The organism is Rhizobium sp. Leaf371 (assembly GCF_001424045.1).
Taxonomy (GTDB): Bacteria; Pseudomonadota; Alphaproteobacteria; order Rhizobiales; family Rhizobiaceae; genus Ferranicluibacter.
Window position 1 is genome coordinate 26,110 of record NZ_LMQB01000024.1, and the last position, 16,162, is coordinate 42,271.

A 16,162-nucleotide genomic window follows, 5' to 3' on the forward strand; every position below is an offset into this window, starting at 1 on the left:
TTTCCCGATGGGGTACCGGATCCGCCCTTCGCGGCCGGGTCGCCGACCTCACAAACACCAGAATGTGGCCGTTGTGTAGCCTTGCAAAACCGGCATTTTCAGCGAAACGTCGGTCAGCAACTCCCGTTGACATCATTCGACCCCCCTCTTATCTGTCACGCAACCTCGCGTCCAGAACAAGATCCGGGCGTTTTGGCGCAGTTGACGGGAATTCGAACCCACGCGCGGAACGCCGACGTCACATGAAAGGACCATCTTCATGGTCAGTCTCGGCGGCCTCGCCCGCAAACTCTTCGGGTCCTCCAACGATCGTCGCGTCAAGGGCTACAACACCCGTGTTGCCGCCATCAGCGCGCTCGAGCCCGAAATGACGGCTTTGAGTGACGAAGCCCTTGCGGCCAAGACCGTCGAATTCCGCCAGCAGCTGGCCGCCGGCAAGACCCTGGACGACCTTCTGGTCCCGGCCTTCGCCGTGGCCCGTGAGGCCGCCCGCCGCGTCCTCGGCCTTCGCCCCTTCGACGTTCAGCTGATCGGCGGCATGATCCTGCACGAGAAGTCCATCGCCGAAATGAAGACCGGCGAAGGCAAGACGCTGGTCGCGACGCTTCCCGTCTATCTCAATGCGCTGGCCGGCAAGGGCGTGCACGTCGTCACCGTCAACGACTATCTCGCCAGCCGCGACTCGGCCACCATGGCCCGCATCTACGGCTTCCTCGGCCTGTCCACGGGCGTCATCGTCCATGGGCTGACGGACAACCAGCGCAAGGCGGCCTATGGCTGCGACATCACCTATGCGACCAACAACGAGCTCGGCTTCGACTATCTGCGCGACAACATGAAGTACGAGCGGGTCCAGATGGTCCAGCGCGGTCACTTCTTCGCCATCGTCGACGAAGTGGACTCGATCCTGGTCGACGAAGCCCGCACGCCGCTGATCATTTCCGGCCCGCTCGACGACCGCTCCGAGCTCTACACGACGATCGACGCCTTCATTCCGATGCTGGACGAGGCCGATTACGAGATCGATGAAAAGCAGCGCTCGGCCAATTTTTCCGAAGACGGCACCGAGAAGCTCGAGAACCTGCTGCGCCAGGCCGGCCTGCTCAAGGGCGAGACGCTCTACGACGTCGAGAACGTCGCGATCGTCCACCACGTCAACAACGCGCTGAAGGCCCACAAGCTCTTCCAGCGCGACAAGGACTACATCGTCCGCGGCGACGAGATCGTCATCATCGACGAGTTCACCGGCCGCATGATGCCGGGCCGCCGCTATTCCGAAGGCCAGCACCAGGCGCTGGAAGCCAAGGAAAAGGTCACGATCCAGCCCGAGAACCAGACGCTCGCCTCGATCACCTTTCAGAACTATTTCCGCATGTACGAGAAGCTCGGCGGCATGACCGGCACGGCCTCGACGGAAGCGGAAGAGTTCGGCAACATCTACGGCCTCGAAGTCGTGGAAGTGCCGACCAACCTGCCGATCCAGCGTATCGACGACCATGACGAGGTCTACCGGACGACGGAGGAGAAGTTCAAGGCGATCGTCGAGGAGATCCGCCAGGCGCGCGAACGCGACCAGCCCGTCCTCGTCGGCACCACCTCGATCGAGAAGTCGGAACTCCTCGCCGCGCTTCTGAAGCGCGAGGGCTTCACCAATTTCCAGGTTCTGAACGCCCGCTACCACGAGCAGGAAGCCTATATCGTCTCGCAGGCCGGCGTTCCCGGCGCGGTGACGATCGCCACCAACATGGCGGGCCGCGGCACCGACATCCAGCTCGGCGGCAATCTCGACATGCGCATCGAAGCCGAGCTGAACGACGTGGAGCCGGGTCCGGAGCGCGACCAGCGCGAAGCCGCGATCAAGGCCGAAGTGCAGGTCCTCAAGCAGAAGGCGCTCGCCGCCGGCGGTCTCTACGTTCTGGCGACCGAACGCCATGAAAGCCGCCGCATCGACAACCAGCTGCGCGGCCGCTCCGGCCGTCAGGGCGACCCGGGCCGCTCGAAATTCTACCTGTCGCTGCAGGACGACCTGATGCGCATCTTCGGCTCCGAGCGCATGGACTCGATGCTGCAGAAGCTCGGCCTGAAGGAAGGCGAGGCGATCGTCCATCCCTGGATCAACAAGGCGCTGGAGCGCGCCCAGAAGAAGGTCGAGGCGCGCAACTTCGATACGCGCAAGAACCTTCTGAAATATGACGACGTGTTGAACGACCAGCGCAAGGTCATCTTCGAGCAGCGCATCGAGATGATGGACAGCGAGGACGTCTCGGAAACCGTGGCCGACATGCGCCACGAGGTCATCGAGGACATCGTCGCCAAGCGCATTCCGGAAAAAGCCTATGCCGAACAGTGGGATGTCGAGGGCCTGAACACCGACGTCCGCGAAACGCTCAATCTCGACCTGCCGATCGCCGCCTGGGCGGCCGAGGAAGGCATCGACGAGAACGACATCCGCGAGCGCATTCTCACCGCCGCAGACGAGGCCAATACGGAACGCGCCGAGCGCTTCGGACCGGAGATCATGCGCTATGTCGAGCGCTCGGTCGTGCTGCAGACGCTCGACCATCTCTGGCGCGAGCATATCGTCAATCTCGACCACCTGCGCTCCGTCATCGGCTTCCGCGGCTATGCCCAGCGCGATCCGCTGCAGGAATACAAGGGCGAGGCCTTCGAGCTGTTCCAGGCGCTCCTGACCAATCTGCGCCAGGGCGTCACCGCACAACTGATGCGCGTGGAACTCGTGCGCGACGCCGCCCAGGCGCCGCAGCCCGAGCCCCCGGAAATGTTCGGCCATCACATCGACGCCCAGACGGGCGAGGACGAATTCGCAGACGACCGCAACCTCGCCACCGTCGCACCGGAGAACCGCGACCCGACCAACCCCGCCACCTGGGGCCGCGTCTCCCGCAACGAAGCCTGCCCCTGCGGCTCCGGCAAGAAGTACAAGCACTGCCACGGCGCCTTCGAGGCCACCGAGGCCTGAGGAAAAGCCTCTCTCGACCGACCATGAGAACACCACGCTCCGATACCGAGCGTGGTGTTTTCTTTTCTGGCGATTATCCTTCCGAATTCATGGACCGACGTCTGCTTGAAAGCACTTTGCATGCCGTCCGCTGCATGCCATTGTCCTGCAAGTCCTGTTTCCAAGCACCCGGGGAGACCACATCATGACATCGCTGGATCTCTTCCTTCCCTTCCTCATCACCACGGGTCTGTTTGCCTTCCTGCCGGGCCCGGCCATGCTTTATGTGGCCGCCCGCACGGTTGCGGCCAACCGGCGCGCCGGGCTGATGGCGACGCTTGGCATTCACCTCGGCTGTTATGTCCATGTGGCCGCCGCCGCCGCCGGTCTGTCGATGCTCTTTCAGGCCGTGCCGACGGCCTATCTCGTCGTCAAGCTCGCCGGTGCCGCCTACCTCGTCTATCTCGGCATCGCCATGTTCCGCACGCCGGCCCGCCGCGAGGGCGACGCGAACGCCATGCCGGGCCTTGCGCCCAAATCCGCCCGCCGGGCTTTCGTGCAGAGCATGATGGTCGAGGTTCTCAATCCGAAGACGGCGATCTTCTTCCTCGCCTTCCTGCCGCAATTCGTCGATCCCGCCGCCGCCGTTCCCGTGGCTATCCAGTTCGTCGTTCTCGGAACCATCGTCAACATGATGTTTTCACTGGCGGATATCGTCTGCGTCCTGCTCGCCGAAGCCGTTCTCGCGCGTCTGCGCACCTCCGGCCGGGCCGAGCGCCTGATGCAGAAGATCGGCGGCACGATCCTCGTCGGCCTCGGCGTCAATGTGGCGTTGAGCCGGTCGTAATCCTGTCGTCCGGGCATCCGTCCCAACGGAATGTTAACGCCGATGCGGCATCATCGGGCCCGTGTCGTATGGCGTACAGGTCAGGTAGCGTTTCGTGTTCATGGCAGCGTGTCAAACGGCAGAACGTCTTCTGCCGCAAGGTCTGAAGGACCGGCTCCTGCCGCTGATGCGATGGCTGGAGCCGTTGCTCACCAGCGATGATCCGAAACATCGCGCCCAGCGCATGGCGCTCGTCGCTTTTGCCATCCGTGTCGTCAGCGCCGGCATCGCCTTCCTCTCCCAGATCGTCATGGCCCGCATGATGGGCGAGTTCGAATACGGTATCTTCGTCTTCGTCTGGGTTCTGGTCGTGCTGTTCGGAAACCTGTCCTGTCTTGGGTTCCACACCGCGATCATCCGATTCGTGCCGCAATATCATGCGCTGAACGCGCATGACGAAATCCGCGGCATGATGACGACGGTCCGGATCTTCGCGCTCCTGTCCGCCACCGCGCTGGCGCTCGTCGGCATCGGCGGGCTCGTCCTCTTCGGCGACGTCGTCAACGGCTACTACCTCGTGCCGCTGTATCTCGGCGTCTTCGCCCTGCCGATGATCGCGCTCGGCGATGTCATGGACGGCACGTCGCGGGCCCATAGCTGGGCCGTCTCGGCTCTCAGCCCCACCTATATCGTCCGCCCGGTGCTCATCCTCGTCTTCATGGTCGCCGCGGTGCGGCTGGGCGAAGCCTCCACCGCACAGACCGCGATGATCGCCGCCATGGCCGCCACCTATGTCGCGACCGTCGGGCAATTCTTCATCCTCACATGGCGCCTTCGCAGGCGCTACAAGACGGGGCCGATCCGGATCGAATTCCGCACCTGGCTGCGCGTCGCCCTGCCGATCTTCCTCATCGACGGCTTCGGCTTCATGCTGACGAATTCCGACGTCGTGCTGGTCGGCATCGCGCTCGATCCGGAAAGCGTCGCGATCTACTTCGCGGCCGCCAAGACCATGGCGCTCGTTCATTTCGTGCTGTTCGCCGTCAAGGCCGCCGCCGCACCGCGCTTCTCCGCCGCGATGGGCCATATGGACGGGCAGCAGCTGTCCGTGATCGCCATCGAAAGCGCGAAGTGGTGCTTCTGGCCGTCGCTCGTCGTCGGCGGAGGCGTGCTCGTCTCGGGCGGCTTTCTCCTGTCGCTGTTCGGTCCGGCCTTCGTGTCCGGCTATCCGTTGATGGCGATCCTGTTTGCCGGCATCATGGCCAAGGCCTTCATCGGCCCGGCGGAAGCGCTGTTGACGATGGGGGGCCAGCAGGCGCTCTGCGTCAAGCTCTACGCCGCCGCCCTTGCCGCCAACATTGCGCTCAACGTCACCCTCATCCCGGTCTTCGGCCTGACGGGTGCCGCTCTGGCAACCGCGGGCGCCATGATGGTCGAGGCGGTCCTGCTGCACGTCGCCGTGCGCCATACCTTCGGCATCCGGCTGTTTGCCTTTGCCGATCCCCATTCCAGACCCGTCAGGACAGACCGTCTCGATGCCGGCACGGCAAGGACGAGACCGATGGATGCAGAGGCCAGCCGACCATGAGCGCCACGCCCCAGTTCCCGACAGACGCCAACGACCGGCCCTCCCGGGTGCCCCGCCGCGAGCCGCTCGCCCATGACCACATCCCTGCCGACACGCTGGTGCCGATCGGGCGCTCGGGCCGTGAATTCTGCGTCTATCCCGCCCGCGCCGGTTACGATCTGCAGGAAGAACTCGATTTCCTGTCGCATCGGGCGATCGAGCCCAACGTGTTCTTTTCCGGCCGTTTCCTCGCCCCCGCCATGCCCCGCCTGGAGGATCGCGTCGTGCGGCTCGCGATCATTCGCGACCGCAGCGAAACCCGCAGCCGGCTGCGGTTTCTGATGCCGTTTTCGGTGGAAAAGCCGGGCTTTGCCATCGGCACGCCGATCATCCGCGTCTGGTCCAATCCGTTCGGCCCGCTCGGCACGCCGCTGCTCGATACCGAGGAAGCCGCGGAAACGCTCGACAACCTGTTCGAGGCGCTGGCCAATCCGCAAGCAGGCCTGCCGCCGATCCTGGTCTTGCCCGACCTCCGCCTCAAGGGTCCGCTCGCCCGTCTCGCCCGCGCCGTCGCCATCAGCCGGAACCTGCCGCTGACAGTGACCGACACGTTCAGCCGGCCTGTGCTCGAAAGCCCGCTCGATGGCGACACCTATCTGCGCGGCGCGATCAGTTCGGCACATCTTCGCGAAGTGCGGCGCCAGTGGACGCTGCTTTCCCGCCTCGGCACGGTGACCCACGCGGTCGCACGCCAGCCGGAAGAGATCCGCCTGCGCATGGAGGAATTCCTGGCGCTCGAAGCCTCCGGCTGGAAGGGACGCCAGCGCACGGCCATCGTCATGGACCGTTACCGCGCGGCCTTTGCCCGCGAGGCGATCACCAACCTTGCCGAAGCCGATGCCGTGCGCATTCACACGATCGATCTCGACGGCGTCGCCATCGCCTCGATGGTCGTCTTCATGATGGGCGGCGAGGCCTATACCTGGAAGACCGGCTACGACGAGACCTATGCCCGCTATTCCCCCGGCAAGCTGCTCTTGCACGCGCTGACCGAATGGCATCTCGATGATCCGAACATCACGAAATCCGACAGCTGCGCCGTGCCCGATCACCCGATCATGAGCCGCTTCTGGAAAGAGCGCGAGGAGATGGGCACGCTCGTCATCGGTCTTCGCGCCAACCGCGACCGCGACGTGCGCCAGGTCGCGACCCAGCTCCACCTCTACCGCAACACCCGCAACATGGCCCGCCTGCTGCGCGAGAAGATGCGCGCGCTTGCGCCGAAGAGTTTTCGCTAAGCGTTTCCAGCGACGAAATGCCTTCGAGCACAGAGGCCGGGGGCCCCTCTGGCGAGCCCGCAATCGCCGGCGAGCGCGCCTGCCCTGCCCAAGATCCCTACCCAACCTCGGCGTCGCGCAGCAACCGCCGCACGATCTTGCCCGACGTCGTCAGCGGCAGCGCATCGATAAAGGCGACTTCGCGCGGATATTCATGCATCGACAGCCGCGTCTTCACCCAGTCGGAGAGGGACGCGGCCAGCGCGTCGGACGCCGTGTATCCCTCGGCCAGAACGACATAGGCTTTCACGATCTCGGTGCGAACGGGGTCCGGCTTGCCGATGACGGCGGCCATGCGGACGGCGGGATGGCCGGCGAGGCAATCCTCGACCTCGCTCGGTCCGATGCGGAAGCCGGACGAGGTGATGACATCGTCGTCGCGCCCGAAGAAGCTGATATAGCCGTCCGCATCCATCACCGCCTGGTCGCCGGTCGTCATCCATTCGCCGATGAACTTCGCCTCCGTTGCCGCCGGATTGCCCCAGTAGCCGAGAAACATCACCGGATCGGGTCGCCGCACGGCGACCTGGCCCACCTGCCCGCGCGGCAGGACCTTTCCGTCACGGTCGATAATCTCGACCACATGCCCGGGCGCCGCCTTCCCCATCGATCCCGCCTTCAGCACGCCATAGGCGGCACTGGAGGAAATCACGATGTTGCACTCCGTCTGCCCGTAGAACTCGGCAATCACGACGCCAAGCGCCCGCGACGCCTGTTCGAAGGTCTCGCGCCCCAGCGCCTCCCCCGCCGCCCCGACCGTGCGAAGATCGAAAGCATACTGCGCCTTGGGATCCTCGACCGCCTTCATCAGCCGCAGCGCCGTCGGCGGAATGAACGCGTTGCGAACCTTCATCTCCGACAGGATGCGGAACGCCATATGCGGATCGAACTTTTGCGCCGGAGACGACACGACGGGAACACCGAGCAGAAGCGACGGCAACAGCGCATTCAGCAGCCCGCCCGCCCAGGCCCAGTCGGCCGGCGTCCACATGCGATCGCCCGCCTGCGGCAGGCCGGCATGGTGAAACTGGAAGCCGGGGAGATGGCCGAGCAGCACCCGATGGCCGTGCAGCGCACCTTTCGGCGGGCCCGTGGTGCCGGATGTGTAGATCATCAATGCCGGATCGTCCGGCTCGGTGTCGGCCGCGGCAAAGCCGCTTGCATCCGTCGCCAAGAGCCGATCGAACCCGACCGTCGTGTCCGCGTCGGCCACGCCCTCGCCGCCATCCGTGCAGACGATCAGGTGCAGATCGGGCAGCCCCGCCCGGAGAGCGGACAACCGGGCCACGCCGGAAGGATCGGTGATGACGGCGCAGGCGCCGGCATCCCGCAGCCGGTATTCCAGGGCTTCGACGCCGAAGAGAAGCGCCAGAGGCAGGGCGATGCCCCCGAGCTTGTAGATCGCGGCATGCGCGATCGCCGCCTCGAACCCCTGCGGCAGCAGGATCGCGACCCGATCGCCCGGCCGGACCCCGCGCGCAAGAAGGCCGGCGCCAAGCGCGGAGGACCGCGCGGCAAAGGCACCATAGGTCAAAGCCTCGTGCTGCCCGTCGGCATGGAAATGCTGCAGGCAGACGCGCTCCGGCTCCCGTGCCGCCCAGGCATCGCTCACGGCCACGCCGATATTGAACCGCCCCGGAATGTCCCAGGCGAAATCCCGGATCAGCGCGTCATAGCGGAAGGGTAAGGTGGATGAGGTGGGAACCATGGACCGCCAAGCGAAGATAAGACCGACACGGCGGCCGCCCCGATCCTACCATCGCCCCGGTCGCCAGATCAATCGACGGCGACACGATCGCTCCCACGTCCTGACGCGCGCGATCTGCAGGCCCCGCGCGCGTCCCGCCTCAGCCATACTGCGCCATGTCGGTGCCGCTCAAGCCGTGAAGCGCATGAAACAGCGCATCCTGTGTCCGGTAGCCGCTCTCGAAAAGCGCGATCGCAGCGCTTGCGGCACTGACGCCGGCCTGCGTCCGCAGCCCGATCCGCCGCTCTGCGCACCACGCAAAGACCGCACTCGTGACGACATCGACCTCGGCCCGCTCCGGAATGCGGATGGTGGAAACTGGAAAAGAAGCCTGTGCCAACAAAGCGCCTCCTGATCTGTAAGTGATGACTTCAGAATGGCACGCACTGTCCCCTTTCGGCAAACCGCTTGCCCCAACCCGGTTAAGAAGCCGCAGCACATGTCTCGACCTGATACACTCGCAACGACGAGCCCGGCCCGCACCGTGTTACCGCCCGCCAATAGCCCATACACCGCCGCACACATGATGGCCCGAAAGCCCGCTTACGGAAAAACGCCCGTAAAAGGAGATATTCCGAAAAACCCCGGCCTCAAAAGCCATCGACCACCCAATCTTTACCAAGCATTCAGGATTGGCATGCGATTGTCTCGTCACGCGCGGTTTGTAGAGCGTCCGCGCACCCCTTTTCCTCGCAGGCGACGCCCGCACGACAAGACCCTTCCGGCATCGCTCCCTGTGGTTCCCTGCGCGGCACACGCCTGAGAAGACGGCAAAGCCTTTAAACCAGCGAACTCCCCCGCCGCAACCGATCGTCCCGGTTCAACACCTCGGCAATATCCCGCGCATCCTGTTTCTCAAGCCCGGTCAGATCACGCCCATCCGACGCCGCCGGCAGCCCGGTCATCTCATCGACGACCGTCCAAACCCCACTCCGCTCCTGCCGCACCCCATACCGTTTCTCAACCATGCCAGCCTCTTTGGTTCTAATGAGGAGGCGATGCGGTTTTAGGGGTCAACGTAAAGGGGCAATGTGTGGCTTCCTGACAAGGACTAGTGCATAGCGAGTACTTCATGGATCACAAAAATTATATTTTATTCAAATACATTATTGGCGACCACATTGCTGGGGTCATTATTTTTGATTGAAAAAGACCCAGCTCCCACTACAACATTCTTCACAACGGTATTATTCTTCGCGTAGTCTAAAGAACTAAGACTACTTCCAAAAGGATGCTTAGGGTCAATAAAACAAAAATTGCTATTCCCATTCCTAGAATTGAGCCAAACTGCGGGTTTGCCTCCTTCAATGACGAAGAGGTTTCCACTTATCAAATTCCCATGTGGCGTTTGGTGACGTATAGTTCCTCCCTCTCCACAATTTCGATATAAAAAAACGCCACCATTCTTGACGTGGCTAAATGTATTTCGTTGAATAATGTTATTGGCAGAGCCATCAACAGCAATCAGTTCCCGCTTTTCAGAGCTAATCTCGAACACATTGCCTTCAATTCGGTTACCTGCCGACTCCGCATCGAGATAAATCGCAACAGTCCGAACACGACCAATAAAGCTAGAGTCGCGAACTGTTACCGCTGTAACCCCAGGCGCTAAGTACAGAGGAAGACGGCCAGTCGTCTCAAAAATGACGTTAGAGAAAAGAATACGCGTCGGAGCCGACGCTTGAGCAAAGTTTGTGTGGTCCGCATTGAGAGAAGACTCGCGAACACGCTTTGCGTTACCACTCAACCCAAGCCCATACACCTTCGCAGAACCGAGGAAACGACAGTTCTGGATCGTTACATCACTTGGCCGATCCCAAATTCCCGTAGTAGGCTTCGATCTCACCAACAATTGTGCCACTTCGGAAGACTCAGGCAATCCTGATCCATCAAGCACTGCACCGTTGCAATTAAATGTTGTAGCCGACGCTGCGGAGCCCTCAATGATCACTTGTCTTGTCACTCTCGCATCGGAAGAAAGCGTTGCGCTACACGGCAAAATGAAGGGCTCAAGCGTATCAGTGCGCAACAGTTCTCGTATCTGATCGACCGAGCAGTTTTGTGCCGCTTTCGACACCGTATCCGTCTGACCAGCAGCCCGCACATTCAGCGGGAAGGACACGAAAACGAGCACCATCGCCAGAGCGGTCACTTTCACGCTTTGAGCTTTCGTTGTCAGTTTAGGTACGCTAATAGCAATATGCCTTTCCGAATTCAGGGGACTGATAAATGAGCATACAGGCTTTGTTACAAAAGCTACAGGCGATAAAAGGTCCAGATCGCGCAATAGAGCTGGAGATCGCCGAAATTCTCGGCTGGCGGAAGAAAGTAGAGCCCTTCACGGATCCCAAAACGGGGGCGAATAAGGAACGAACACTGTGGCTTGTACCCACGTCGAACGACACGGCAAACGTTCCATTTTATACATCTAATTTGTTTGATGCTTACAGACTTGCCCAAGAAGTTGCGCCTGGACACATCGGAGCCTGCAGTTGGGAACCCGGGGCCGGTGGCGCAAAAATCGGACGCTCGCCGGTTTGTCAAGCAGCCACCCCGATGATCGCGCTTTGCATGGCTGCCCTGAGCGAATTAGAAAGAACTCGCGGTCAATAGCCATAACTTAAGCCTTCCTCCGGAGGATAATATGCCTACCAGCTTGCACAATATAGCTATTGAGCGCATTCGCGCTTTAAAGCCTACCGAGCCCGATAGCTCTACATTGAACATTGTATTTGCATCTGACTCTAGATACATCGCATATACGTCCGTGACATTAGCTTCAATTTTAAAAAATTACACCGGCACACTCCCAATACGTGTATTCGTTCTTCTCGATGAAGAGCTTCCCGAAACGGAATTCCATCGAGTCTCAAGCCTCAAAGAAATTTTTCCGTTCGAACTTGAACAGATCATCGTCAAGGCAGGTCAATTTGCAAACATCAGGACAAGCGAAGGAATATCGATTGCGACTTACTATCGACTACTACTCCATTCACTACTGCCTGGAGACGTCGAGAAAGCACTCTATCTAGATAGTGATCTAGTAATTTTGTCATCTCTGGATGTGCTGTTTAATCAACCGATGTCTGGCAATATTTTCGCAGGCGTCGAAGATACCATCTCTAAGACCTACAATGCGCGATTCGGTATTCGAGAAGATGCTCGCCATATAAACGCAGGAGTTATGCTCATTGACGTCAACGTCATGAGATCCATTGGTTTTAACAATATAATTGACGCGTATCTCACGGCAAACCGCTATCGTCTAATGCTAGGCGATCAGCAGATTATTGCAGAACTATTCCATGATGCGATAGGCTACGTGTCAACGGAATGGAACGTGCATGGTTCAATGTTCAGGCCGAATTGGGTCAAAGAGCATGCTGGCGTCGAAAACTTCATACGCCCAAACATTGCCGCAGCAGCAATTAAATCTCCTGCGATTATACATTATACCCTAAAGCGAAAGCCATGGATATCGCTAGAACACCCGAAAGCCGATACGTGGTTTAAGTATCTAGCGCTGTCACCCTATCGAGACATTGTGAACATTCCCGTTAATGAAATAATAGAGGAAAAAAAGAAAGCAAAAAGCAAATCGATTTCAAAAGATTTGATAAAGAATAAGAAATCCTCCAAAATGTCCATCGGGAGATATTTTAAAGTTATATTTCCAAGCATTGTGTTAAGTTTCATTCGCATACGCAAAACGCGACTTGCTGTCTTGGAACTGCAGCGGAAGCTTGCAGCGATTAAGCTACCGCCTACAACATCGCCGACCTTATCGCAATCGACGCCATCAGCTCGGATAGGTACTAGCATAGATCTAAAACAGCTCCTCATCTCGCGCCAGCAAAACGCATCGTCGTCTTTCAATGCAAAAGCAGCGGTTGAGTCGCTACCAGAATTTTCGCGCATTATGGCTAATGTCAATTTGCACGATATGGACGGCGGCTACGCGGAAAACATAAAAACAATTACTCGAACCGCTAACTTCAAATATTTTACAGATCAAATTCCAGATGCGGTATTCTTGCTATCGCAACGCAAAGATCAAGTTATGTTTTGGGAATGCGTGCAATCAGCATTCCTATATGATCGACCGTTGTATTTTGTCGAGGTAGCTCTCTTCGGTGCTTTCGCGTCATATTTCGATCCTGACGCAACACTTGATGAGAAGCGGGCCCTGGGGTTTATGCTTGATGATCTTGGATATTATTTTGATGCTAGGCAACCCTCGCGGATCGAACGCACACTGAACGATCCATCTTGGTCTATCAGTCAAAGTGATCGAAATCGTGTCCAGTCGTTGATTCAGCGAATCTGCGCTGAAAAGATAACTAAGTACAACAAATACAATGACACAACAGACCTTTATCAGCTTGACCCGGGAGCAGTCTTAGTTATCGACCAGAAAAAGGGCGATGCATCAATTGAGTTTGCCGGCGCCAATGACAGTACCTTCGAGAGAATGCTCGCTTCGGCTATATTAGACAACCCGGGAAAACCTATTTACTTTAAAAGGCACCCAGATAGCATCCAGAGAAATATGAACTCGTATCGGAATCGGGGAGTTAAGGAAATCAAGGTTCTTCCAGATAATGTGCCTATCGGGTCGATTATTGATAATTGCGATACAGTTTATACCGTTTCCTCGCAGGTTGGCTTTGAAGCATTGCTCCGGCAAAAGAAAGTTGTGACATTTGGGATTCCCTTCTTTGCGGGTTGGGGACTTACTGATGACAGGACACCAATAGGACGTAGATCGCAGAGAAGGACTATTGAAGAACTCTTTTACGTATCCTGCATCCAGCAGTCCGTCTATGTTGATTCGCATACGGGGAACCTTATCGAGATTGAGCAGGCCATTGATAAAATCCTTCAGATGCGCTTGGATTATACTGCTCGTGGACGTAGCCAATGAAAAACCGGAAGGCGGAATTAGCAGCTCTTATGGCTTCAGAAACGCGAAATGCGTTTCTTCTCTCAAAATTTGGCTTCAAAGTCGAAAGTGCTGCAACATATGTCGATGCGCGAACGGTCGTGCGCCCACGAACAAACGCTTTACTCACTTCCGATTATTATCAAGGACTGCATCAAGGTGATGAGGCATATCAGGAAAACAACTGGCTAGTTTCCGAACTCACTCCAATTCTTCAACGTGCTCAGGGCGGTACCGTAGTAGAGATCGGCTGCGGAAATGGTCAGTTTTCAAAACTGATGGCAGGTTCTGTGCAAAAAGTACATGCCTTCGACTGGGCATTATCACCAGGGATGATTTCGACTCCGGATAACGTCAGATTTCATCAAGGAAACATACTGCAGTTAAAGCTTCCACCTGTGGATTTAGCTTGCTCCGCGGACGTTCTTGAACATTTTACACCGCAGGATCTGCCTGGTCTCATTGCTAAAATCTGCTCATCGGCGATGGCTCAATATCATGTCGTCGCTTGTTACGATGACGGTCACAGTCACCTTACGGTTATGTCTCCCGCCGGTTGGTTGGCAACTTTTTGGCGATTTTGTCCAGACGCTACTCTTTTAAATATTGACTGCAGACGTTCAAACCCGCAGCAGCTTGTTTGCACGATAGCAACTACGTTGAGTAACAGGCGGCACCAGAATACTGGAGGAAGCAGCCTGGCCATCTTGCATGAGATATTAAGCAAACGTGAAAAACCGCATCAGCAGTAGTTGATCAGCGTGCAGGAAAAAATCTGTTTTTTGGTAAGTCCTTAAGCCGCGCAGAAATCTGCGAATGCCCGAAATGCTACCAAGCTGAAAATTAACCCATCATCGGTGTACTAAGTTGTTCTCACCTTATTATAATGAACCTTTAGTTGCGGAGCGGTGCCCGACTGGTGTCCCCTACCTTGATTTTGACGAGATTCAATGACTATAGCGCAAGTTGGTGCTTGGAATGAGGGCAGAGTTGGGAAGGCTCGTTCGTTGAAAGTAATCCAGTCACATTATCGAGTGGTCGCAGCGCTTGTCATTCGTGAGATGTCAACGCGCTTTGGCAGCAAACCCGGAGGCTATGCCTGGGCCGTTTTAGACCCGATTGCGCACATTGCTTTCATGTCGTTTATCTTTATGGGGATTGCTCGACATCCTCCCTTGGGCAACAGCTTCGTCTTGTTCTTCGCAACGGGATACCTCGGATTTCAATTTTATCAATCAGCGGCCGGTTACGTGACAAGCGCGGTAACAAGCAATCGAGCGCTTCTCGCCTACCCCAACGTGGCACCTATCGACACCGTCGTCGCGCGCCTCATTCTGCAGTTCGGTACGAATATTGTAGTTAGCATCGCCGTGTTGCTACCAATAATTGCGACACTTAAGCATCCAGTCGAGATTACTTGGGTACCGTTAATAGAGGGCACTACCGCGGCGAGTTTATTAGCCTTAGGTATTGCCTTTACAAATGTTGTTTTATTTCAAAAGTCTCCTCTCTACGAACAGTTGTTCAGCATTATCAGCCGACCCCTATTTATGCTTTCTGGCGTATTCTATCTTCCCGACTCTCTACCCACCCAGCTAAGGGATATTATTTTAATCAATCCAGTCGCTCATATGATTATATCTTTCCGCAAGGGATTTTATCCTGAGTATCGAGCAGCGGGATATGATCCGTTTTACATGTATATTTTCGCATTTTCGGCGTTGGCCTTTGGAATGTGCTTGTTCACATCGTCTAAACGAGTTCTGCGAAGCCGATGAGTCGTATTATAGATTCTGTATATTAGATTTTTATGTTATTGATATCGTCGCTCGTCCTTTCTTTTGATGACCCAAAACATTGCGTTGTGCATTAAAATATGTTTACGGGGCAGTTTTCCGGGACAAGCATCCCGTTCGATTTCAAGGAAGAATGACATGGCCGTCGCGCCCAATTCTGAAGTGTCCGTCGGCAAAGGTGCGCACAAAATCACCTTTTCCAACGCCGGCCGGCTGTCGCTGATCGCGGGTCCCTGCCAGATGGAAAGCCGAGATCATGCCTTCATGATCGCCGGCACCATGGTGGAGCTCTGCGCCAAGCTCGGTCTCGGCCTCGTCTACAAGTCGTCCTTCGACAAAGCCAACCGCACGTCGATGTCCGGCAAGCGCGGTATCGGGCTTGAGAATGCGATGGAGATCTTCGCCGATCTCAAGAAGGAATATGGCTTTCCCGTTCTGACGGATATCCACACGGAAGAACAGTGCGCGCTCGTCGCGCCGACCGTCGATATCCTGCAGATCCCGGCCTTCCTGTCGCGCCAGACGGATCTGCTGGTGGCGGCGGCAAAGACAGGCCTCGCGATCAACGTCAAGAAGGGCCAGTTTCTGGCGCCCTGGGACATGAAGAACGTCCAGAGCAAGTTTCTCGAAAGTGGCAATCCGAACGTGCTCCTGTGCGAGCGCGGCGCCTCGTTCGGCTACAACACGCTCGTCTCCGACATGCGATCGCTGCCGATCATGGCATCGCTCGGGTCGCCGGTCGTGTTCGATGCGACGCATTCGGTGCAGCAGCCGGGCGGGCAAGGCGGATCGTCGGGCGGCCAGCGCGAGTTCGTGGAGACGCTGGCACGCGCAGCCGTCGCCGTCGGCGTCGCCGGTGTCTTCATCGAGACGCACGAAGATCCCGACAATGCCCCGTCCGACGGCCCCAACATGGTGCATCTGAAGGATATGCCGCAGCTTCTCGAAAAACTGCTCGCCTTCGACGCGATCGCCAAGGCTTAGACGC

13 protein-coding genes are annotated in these 16,162 nt (G+C 57.8%); 9 read left to right on the forward strand and 4 right to left on the reverse strand.

The features are described 5' to 3' along the window. The first annotated feature begins 259 nt into the window (after window positions 1–259). From secA to ASG39_RS14220, 4 genes are all read left to right on the forward strand, one after another. Window positions 260–2,980, forward strand: coding sequence for a preprotein translocase subunit SecA (secA, locus tag ASG39_RS14205; RefSeq protein ID WP_062595651.1), 2,721 nt, complete (start codon window positions 260–262; stop codon window positions 2,978–2,980). A gap of 184 nt (window positions 2,981–3,164) precedes the next feature. After that, window positions 3,165–3,806, forward strand: a complete 642-nt coding sequence (locus ASG39_RS14210) for a LysE family translocator (RefSeq protein ID WP_062595652.1) — start codon at window positions 3,165–3,167, stop codon at window positions 3,804–3,806. A gap of 100 nt (window positions 3,807–3,906) precedes the next feature. Next, a complete protein-coding gene (locus ASG39_RS14215) occupies window positions 3,907–5,373 on the forward strand; it encodes a lipopolysaccharide biosynthesis protein (RefSeq protein ID WP_062595653.1) in 1,467 nt (488 codons plus the stop codon). Beyond that, window positions 5,370–6,650: a GNAT family N-acetyltransferase gene (locus ASG39_RS14220; protein ID WP_082477251.1), complete on the forward strand. Its 1,281-nt coding sequence runs from the start codon at window positions 5,370–5,372 to the stop codon at window positions 6,648–6,650. Before ASG39_RS14215 ends, ASG39_RS14220 begins: the two co-directional genes overlap by 4 nt. 97 nt (window positions 6,651–6,747) lie before the next feature. Here ASG39_RS14220 and ASG39_RS14225 read toward each other — a convergent pair whose 3' ends face one another. The 4 genes from ASG39_RS14225 to ASG39_RS23360 form a co-directional block, all read right to left on the reverse strand. Further along, window positions 6,748–8,397: an AMP-binding protein gene (locus ASG39_RS14225; protein WP_062595654.1), complete on the reverse strand. Its 1,650-nt coding sequence runs from the start codon at window positions 8,395–8,397 to the stop codon at window positions 6,748–6,750. Window positions 8,398–8,536: 139 nt separating this feature from the next. Beyond that, complete coding sequence (locus ASG39_RS14230) at window positions 8,537–8,776, reverse strand: hypothetical protein (protein WP_062595655.1); 240 nt, start codon at window positions 8,774–8,776, stop codon at window positions 8,537–8,539. Between the two features lie 439 nt (window positions 8,777–9,215). Then, entirely contained in the window at window positions 9,216–9,404 is a 189-nt protein-coding gene (locus tag ASG39_RS14235; RefSeq protein ID WP_062595656.1) for a hypothetical protein, read from the reverse strand. Between the two features lie 125 nt (window positions 9,405–9,529). After that, window positions 9,530–10,594, reverse strand: coding sequence for a right-handed parallel beta-helix repeat-containing protein (locus ASG39_RS23360; protein WP_156468151.1), 1,065 nt, complete (start codon window positions 10,592–10,594; stop codon window positions 9,530–9,532). A gap of 71 nt (window positions 10,595–10,665) precedes the next feature. Here ASG39_RS23360 and ASG39_RS23365 point away from each other — a divergent pair, with 71 nt between their 5' ends. The 5 genes from ASG39_RS23365 (at window position 10,666) to kdsA (ending at window position 16,158) form a co-directional block, all read left to right on the forward strand. Next, window positions 10,666–11,049, forward strand: a complete 384-nt coding sequence (locus tag ASG39_RS23365; RefSeq protein ID WP_244481241.1) for a hypothetical protein — start codon at window positions 10,666–10,668, stop codon at window positions 11,047–11,049. 31 nt (window positions 11,050–11,080) lie between these two features. Then, complete coding sequence (locus ASG39_RS23370) at window positions 11,081–13,360, forward strand: glycosyltransferase (protein WP_082477253.1); 2,280 nt, start codon at window positions 11,081–11,083, stop codon at window positions 13,358–13,360. Next, window positions 13,357–14,130 carry a class I SAM-dependent methyltransferase gene (locus tag ASG39_RS23375; RefSeq protein WP_082477254.1) on the forward strand — a complete coding sequence of 258 codons (774 nt, stop codon included), beginning with the start codon at window positions 13,357–13,359 and terminating at the stop codon, window positions 14,128–14,130. Before ASG39_RS23370 ends, ASG39_RS23375 begins: the two co-directional genes overlap by 4 nt. Window positions 14,131–14,385: 255 nt before the next feature. Next, complete coding sequence (locus ASG39_RS14245; RefSeq protein WP_156468152.1) at window positions 14,386–15,156, forward strand: ABC transporter permease; 771 nt, start codon at window positions 14,386–14,388, stop codon at window positions 15,154–15,156. 156 nt (window positions 15,157–15,312) lie between these two features. Continuing rightward, window positions 15,313–16,158, forward strand: coding sequence for a 3-deoxy-8-phosphooctulonate synthase (kdsA, locus tag ASG39_RS14250; RefSeq protein ID WP_062595658.1), 846 nt, complete (start codon window positions 15,313–15,315; stop codon window positions 16,156–16,158). Window positions 16,159–16,162: the final 4 nt, after the last annotated feature.